Here is a 5,067-nt window from a genome sequence, read left to right on the forward strand (position 1 = left end):
CTGAACGCCTTCGACATCACCTTCGACGGCCGGCTCTCCGCAGCCCGACAGTAACTCTCAACAACCCGAGTTACACCGCTCGTTTGACAGACCCCATGGCGGATCTTCCGCAAAGCCCGGATCAGCCCCAACCGACTCACGTCAATCACCAAGGCCATCCTCACCCTCGAGAGGCGACGCTGAAGATCCTTAGTGAGCCTTTTTCATCCTGAATAGCTGCAGGTCAGCAGGGTGTGAACGGCTTGGATGATGGTGCTGATACGGCGGGTGGAACATCGGGCTCGCCGGAGTAATCGCCATGGCTTCAGCTGGGTGAAGGCCCGTTCGCCGGGCGCTTTGAGGTGGGCATGGTCGCGGTTGAACTGCTGGTAGTGCTCGGGCTGTTCGCGGTGGTGGTAGTAGGGGGTGCGGAAGGTGCCGCCGGGCCTCGGTATCCCATGTCGGCCCAGCACCCGATGTCTGCGTCGGCGAGGGTGTCGATGATGCCGTGTTCGCGGGCCGCGCGGATGTCGTGGACGGCTCCGGGCAGGGCGGGTGAGGCCCAGAGCAGCCGGCCGAAGGGGGCGGCGATGACCTGCACGTTCATCCCGTGCTTCTTGTGCTTGCCGGAGTAGAACGGCCGGTCCGCGGCGATACGGTCGATCGGCAGGAGCGTGCCGTCCAGGATCAGGTACGCCTTCATCGACGCGGTCCGCACCGCGTCAGCGAGGCTGGGTGCGAGAGCGGCCAGGAGATCGACGGCTTCGGTGACGTAGCGGTACGCGGCCGTGGTTCCGACGCCGAACCCGGTCGCGAGCTGGGCATAGGTGTGGCCCACTCGCAGATGGGCGAGGGTGAGCAGGGCCTGGCGGCCGGCGCTCAGACGCCGCCACTGGGAGCCGATCGCGCGGCGGTGCCGCCGCAGCTGCCGCGTGAGGAAGCGAAGGGCGGAGCTGGACACGTCGACGCCCGACGGGTAGACAAGCACGTGAAGCCTCTGGTCGAGACGGTTCTCTTGGCCGAAAACCCATCTACCAGGAGCTTCGCCACGTTGCCAGCCCAACTGCGTTACTCCAGAAGCAGGCTGGAAAAGGCTCAGTACAGCGCCCGCGGCGGACTTTCTTTGAGTGTGTTGAGCATGCGGTGAATGACGTGGATATCGAGTCCGAACATGGCGAGTTCAGGCGCGCCGTGAGCGTGCGCGAGGCCGATCGTGTAGGCGAATCCAGGAGGACCGATGTCGTCCTCGGGAACCATCACGACGTGCCATCCGTGCCGCTGCACATTCTCGATGATCGTCAGATCCGCGCGGTCCGCTTCGTCCCGGTCGCCGTAGTCATACAGAGGACACAGCGGCACTGGAACGGATCGGCAGTCATACGTGGAGGCTACGGGGTGAGTGTTTGAGCCGGCCAGCTGGGCTCGTGATCACCCTTTTAATCGAGCGACACTGTCACCCTCTGCGATCGGTCCCAAGATCTGTGCATCTCGCCCTCGAGAGCCGACTTCAGCAGCCGCTTCGTCAGCTGCTGGAGCAGCCCGCCCTCGCCGGTCAGCTGCAGTCCCTCCGCCTGAGCCCGGGAAACCAACTCGTCGATCAGCCGGTCATCCACCGCCCTCGCAGGCTTCGGCTCGGCTGCCTTACCGCTCTCAGCGACGGTCACGTTCTCACTGGTCATCAGTGCATCCTCCCTGATCGGGAGTTACACCGAACGATTTACAGTCCCCCAGGCGTCGCGAATGTGGGCTGCACCGGCTGGCTCTTTGGTGGTTCCGGTGAGGCGTGTCACGAGGATGTGCGGGTTGTCCGTGCGCAGCGAGGTCCGGTCCCGGAGGCAGGCTGTCAACGCATTCCGCCTCGCCACATCGAGGCATCACTCTTCAAGCAGGGTATGTCGTACGCGAAGGACCGGGGGGGAACAGGATGTGGGGCAGATCGATGTCGCCTCGAATCCGTTCAGCCGATCAGCGGCCTCTTGAAGGTCTTGGTAGTGAGCGGAAAGTGCGGGAACGCGGACGCATTCGCATCGGATATGCAGGACGCGGACGTGCGTGAGTTCGTCGTGCCCCAGGCGAACGGCTGGCACCGCGGGCAATCCGAGGAGGCCTGCCCGATCACGCGTGACTCGCGCCACGTGTTACATGCGGAGCGTGGCAAGCTGGTTCAGAGTGCTGCGAACGGTGTCGATTTTCCTCGGGCCCGGCTCACCGATAATCTGGCGGTGGCCGTCTACATCGCGAACGGTGTACCAAGTCTCGTCTGTGACGGTGGGCGTGCGGAGCACGGCGTATGTGGTGTCGCTGAAGATGAGGTGGTCCGGAACTTCATGAAATGATCCGGGTACTGAAGAACTCGCCCTCATAGCCGAACAATGCTTCGGTCGTGGCCATAGCTGTTTCAGGGTCATACGGAGGGAGCGCAGGCCGGTTCGTGTCAGGAACGGTAGGTGCCCCAAACGGCAATGCTGTCGCATCGGATACAGCCTTTCACCGGGAAACGACAAGGGATTGGCCAACGAGTTGGCGGTCAGGCGTGGCAGCAGCATAAGGCGGATTACACCGATGCGTGTAGGTAGGTTTGGGTGGAAGGTGGTGCGGGGTGGGCGCTGCCCGCCGACGACTGTTCTGCCGGCGGCTCGGGGAGCGGGTGGGGCGCCCGTGGCTGGGGCCGTTGGCCGCGACGATTACGGCGGTCCGCTGATCGCGTGGATGGGCAGCATCCACCAGCACCGCGGGGCCGGAGATCGGCCCAAGTACGCGGATGATCCGGAGTGGGTGCGCCGGGAACATCAGCCGGTGACGATGGCCGGGCAATTGCGGGTGCTCGGCCAGGCGAAACGGGCGCCGGGCTCGGGGACGATGTGGCGGGCGTCGTTTCCCCCAGAACAGCGCACGCTGATCGCCCGTGCGGTCGAAAGCGCCGAGAGCAGCTCCACCACCTGCGCGGGGTGCGGTCCGGGCCCCCCGCCGACGTCGCCCGGAAGCGGACCGCTTGGGCCGCCGCGAACGCCAAAGTGTGTGCCCGCTGGGAGCAGCTCGTCCAGACCCGCCGCGTGTGAGGAGGCCAGCAAATGCATGTCGGCGCGGTGCAGATCGAGCGCCTCGCCGATCCGCAGACCGGTACAGGCCAGCAGCGCGATCAGGAAGCGGTCCCGCGCTGTGCTGGCGGTGGCGATCATGTGGCGGATCTGCTCGTCGCTGAGGTCCTCATAGTCCGGCTCAGCGATCCTGAACCGGAACGAGGCCGCCTGCGCCTCTCGCCGCTGGCCGAACTCGCCTGTGTAGTAGCCGGGGTGGAGTGAAGCGCAGCAGCTTCGGTTCCGACAGCAAGGCGGTCGTAGTGTCCGGCACCCAGCCGTGCGTGTGCCCGAACCGGAGGGACTCCGCCACCGCCGTCATCACCGCGTTCGCCGTCGTCCGTGAGCGGAACCGGGGATGTCCGCATCTGGCCGTTGGGCTGCGGGAGGGTAAAGGCTCCTTGATGAGCCACTGTGCAGTGCGGCCAGCCCCAGGAAACCGGGCGTCGTCCACTCCGGGCGGCGCATCAGGCAGAAGTTCAGATAATGAGCGATCCGTCCCGCGTAGGCGCGCTCGGTGTTCGGCGAGGAGTCCCGGGCACGCAGGGAAGCGAGATAGGCCACGGCCTCCGTGTGCAGCGTGTAGGACCGGGAATCCACCACGACGCACCGGGCTGTGCCCGTTGTTGGTGAGACGGCCCGCTCGCCGGTGTAGATCCGTTCCAGGTGCCGAACGTAACCACACTCCCCCACCGTCACCCCGCAGGGTGTGCGAGAGGGCCAGGACCACGGGCCCGAAAGACCCACCAGGACACCGGCAAATCGAACTACACGGACGCCATCTGTCATACCCGACAATTGACACCCCCTCTAGCGTCCGAACGAAACCCGCCGTGAAGAACCGTCCAGCACGGACAGCCCCACACCAGCAAAGACTAATGACACCCGCAGGGAAGAACTTGGGGGAGTTGAAGATCAACATTAGGAACTCATCCCTAACGGGCACCGACTACCTCCCTTTCTGGTGCACCGGGTGCATCCATCCCGGCGTTTTTTGAAGTATAAAAGGAGATGGGTTGCGCGAGTAGAATACCAAACTGCGGGAATGGTGAGATGAAGAACATACAGAACACGCCCCTCGATGACTTGTTGGAGTTGATGGAGAGGGAGATCATTTCTGCGGTTCGATCACTCAAAATCGAGCACGCAGGGGTGACGTTCGATGCACAAGAGGCCATCGCGAACCTTTGTTTCCGGCTTGCGGATCCTAAGGTCTCTCCCAAGTGGTCCGCTTCCGGCTTCGTGGGGCTGCTCGAACGATTTCTCTCCGATGTACCCCGGGGGGGGCCGCTGCTTACGTCGCTCTGCGGTCTAGAAGCGTCTCCTTATCAGCCTTTCGATGAGAGGCTCGCCAGTGAGACGTTCTATCTCTCCTTTCTCGAATACATCTCTCCGTCCTGGAGCGAGGTGCAAGTCACCTCTCCGGGAGGAACTGCAGTCGCATCCGGGGACAGGGTTCCGGCGTACGAGGACGTTGCAATAAGCGAGGTTTTCGATAGAGCCCGCGAGGAGGAGAGAAAGCTCCTAGACCGTGTGATCACCACCGGTTCGACTGAGGAGGAACGCTGGGCCGCCGCGCTTCATCAGAGGATGGTTCCCCTGAGTGGTCTCGTCGAACACAATAAATCAGCCCTCAAGAGACTCAATCGGGGGGATTCCGTCCCCTATGCGGTATATCAATTGAACGGACAGAAATATTTCGCGATTTCCGCGAGAGGTATCGCCGAGGTCTACACTTACGGAAAACCGGATGAGCAGACTCCGGTGGACACCGGCACGCTCACGCTACAGCGCACCGGAAAAACACTCGGTATTCCCAGCGGAAAGATCACGGGGGCTGGGTGTATCGAGGTGGCTTTTGCGGACCGCAGGGGGGTGCAGGCCGTACAAGACGGACTAAGAGACACTGGCACAACTAAGAGCTCGTAACACGATCTTGTTGAACGGTCCTGGTCGGCCGTGACCGGTGTGACGATTCGGCCGTTCGGGAGGGTGTGACTACCCGGCCGTG

Annotated in this window: 4 protein-coding genes and 3 pseudogenes; 3 read left to right on the forward strand and 4 right to left on the reverse strand. The window is 63.3% G+C overall.

Annotated elements, in window-relative coordinates:
* Nucleotides 1–96: 96 nt before the first annotated feature.
* Nucleotides 97–183, forward strand: a pseudogene (locus tag ACZ68P_RS35975) (IS5/IS1182 family transposase); the annotation flags it as partial.
* Nucleotides 184–203: 20 nt separating this feature from the next.
* Here the strand turns inward: ACZ68P_RS35975 and ACZ68P_RS35980 are convergent.
* The 3 genes and pseudogenes from ACZ68P_RS35980 to ACZ68P_RS35990 all read right to left on the reverse strand — a co-directional run.
* Nucleotides 204–967: pseudogene (locus tag ACZ68P_RS35980) on the reverse strand (transposase family protein).
* Between the two features lie 107 nt (nucleotides 968–1,074).
* Nucleotides 1,075–1,338, reverse strand: a complete 264-nt coding sequence (locus tag ACZ68P_RS35985; RefSeq protein WP_471013576.1) for a DUF4262 domain-containing protein — start codon at nucleotides 1,336–1,338, stop codon at nucleotides 1,075–1,077.
* A 107-nt stretch (nucleotides 1,339–1,445) separates the two neighbouring features.
* Nucleotides 1,446–1,658, reverse strand: a pseudogene (locus ACZ68P_RS35990) (transposase); the annotation flags it as partial.
* Between the two features lie 369 nt (nucleotides 1,659–2,027).
* On the opposite strand from ACZ68P_RS35990, the gene ACZ68P_RS35995 reads away from it, so the two are divergent.
* The gene (locus ACZ68P_RS35995; RefSeq protein WP_471013577.1) at nucleotides 2,028–2,315 is read left to right on the forward strand and encodes a hypothetical protein; all 288 of its coding nucleotides are present in this window, start codon (nucleotides 2,028–2,030) and stop codon (nucleotides 2,313–2,315) included.
* Nucleotides 2,316–2,768: 453 nt separating this feature from the next.
* Here the strand turns inward: ACZ68P_RS35995 and ACZ68P_RS36000 are convergent, their stop codons facing one another.
* Nucleotides 2,769–3,158, reverse strand: a complete 390-nt coding sequence (locus ACZ68P_RS36000) for a hypothetical protein (protein WP_471013579.1) — start codon at nucleotides 3,156–3,158, stop codon at nucleotides 2,769–2,771.
* Between the two features lie 951 nt (nucleotides 3,159–4,109).
* On the opposite strand from ACZ68P_RS36000, the gene ACZ68P_RS36005 reads away from it, so the two are divergent.
* Entirely contained in the window at nucleotides 4,110–4,985 is an 876-nt protein-coding gene (locus ACZ68P_RS36005; protein ID WP_471013580.1) for a hypothetical protein, read from the forward strand.
* Nucleotides 4,986–5,067 lie beyond the last annotated feature (82 nt).

This window comes from Streptomyces sp. NPDC036822 (genome assembly GCF_055609145.1).